The 1,510-nt window shown below is 69.1% G+C and carries 2 protein-coding genes; one reads left to right on the forward strand and one right to left on the reverse strand.

The genetic code is table 11. The annotated features are described in order from the left end of the window. The coding region (locus ACV4UX_RS19465) for a phosphohexomutase domain-containing protein (protein ID WP_491594927.1) at window positions 1-952 on the forward strand (952 nt) is incomplete at its 5' end. A gap of 88 nt (window positions 953-1,040) precedes the next feature. Here ACV4UX_RS19465 and ACV4UX_RS19470 read toward each other — a convergent pair. Then, window positions 1,041-1,510 (reverse strand): MBL fold metallo-hydrolase (locus tag ACV4UX_RS19470; protein ID WP_491594928.1); only part of this gene is annotated, 470 nt, incomplete at its 5' end.

Here is a 1,510-nt window from a genome sequence, read left to right on the forward strand (position 1 = left end):
GGACCCCCTGGGCGGCTCCGGAGTGGCCTTCTGGGAGCCCATCGCGGCGCGCTACGGGCTGAACCTGGAAGTCACCGACCCCACCGTGGACCCCACCTTCGGCTTCATGACCGTGGACCGCGACGGCAAGATCCGCATGGACTGCTCCTCGCCCTACGCCATGGCCCGGCTCATCGGCCACAAGGACACCTACGCCGTGGCCTTCGGCAATGACCCCGACTACGACCGCCACGGCATCGTCACCCCCACCGGCGGGCTCATGAACCCCAACCACTACCTCGCCACGGCCATCGGATACCTCTTCCGCAACCGCCCCGGCTGGCCCGCCCGCGCCGCCGTGGGCAAGACCCTCGTCTCCAGCGCCATGATCGACCGCGTGGCCAAGGACCTGGGGCGAGACCTCGCCGAGGTGCCCGTGGGCTTCAAGTGGTTCGTGGAAGGCCTGCTCACCGGAGCCTTCGGCTTCGGCGGCGAAGAGTCCGCCGGGGCCTCCTTCCTGCGCAAGAACGGCCAGGCCTGGACCACCGACAAGGACGGCTTCATCATGGACCTCCTGGCCGCCGAGATCACCGCCGTCACCGGCAAGGATCCCGCCGTCCACTACCGCGAACTCACGGCGCGCTTTGGAGACCCGGTCTACGAACGCGTGGACGCGCCCCTCTCCGAAGCCGAAAAGGCCGCCTTCGCCAAGCTCACCCCCGGGAACGTCCGCGCGGACTCCCTGGCGGGCGAGCCGATCCTGGCCAAGCTCACCAAGGCCCCGTCCAACGGAGCCTCCATCGGGGGGCTAAAAGTCACTGCCGAGAACGGCTGGTTCGCCGCCCGGCCCTCCGGCACGGAACCCGTCTACAAGATCTACGCCGAAAGCTTCAAGGGAACCGAACACCTGCAGGCCATTCAGGCCGAAGCGAAGGCCATGCTCGACGAGGCGTTCAAGGCGGCCGGAGCGTAGACAGGGAAGAGGGGGAGGCCCGGGACCGTGTCGTGATGCGGCAGGGCCGCCGGAGGCGTCCCCCCCCGACCGCCCTGCCGTCCGCCGTCTATCGAACCAGTTCGAATCCCTGTCCCGAGGCCTTGATCCTGTAGGTTTCGGGACCGGGCACGTGCACGCCGGTGACGGTCCAGCCTTCCCTGGCCGCGCGTTCCAGGAGGGCCTTGCGGGCCAGGACGGCCTGGGCGGGATCTGTGTCGAAGGCGATGGCGATGTCGGGCCGGGGCAGTTGCAGTCCCATGGCGTGGAGCAGGTCTGCGAAGAAGAGCAGGTTCTGCCCGTCGGAGGAGAGGAGCAGGGCGACGTGTCCCGGGGTGTGCCCGTAGGCGGCCAGGGGGGTTGCGCCGGGGAACAGTTCCTTGCCGGGCTCGAAGGTCTTCACCTTGCCGGGGTAGAGGGCCAGCATCTCGCGGGCGGCGGCAAAGGTGGAGCGGGCGCGTTCGGGGGCCTTGGCCTCGTTGTCGGGGTTGAGCCAGTAGTCGCTCTCGGCCTTGGAGAGGTGGACGGTGGCGTTGGGGT

This window comes from Fundidesulfovibrio sp. (assembly GCF_058402725.1).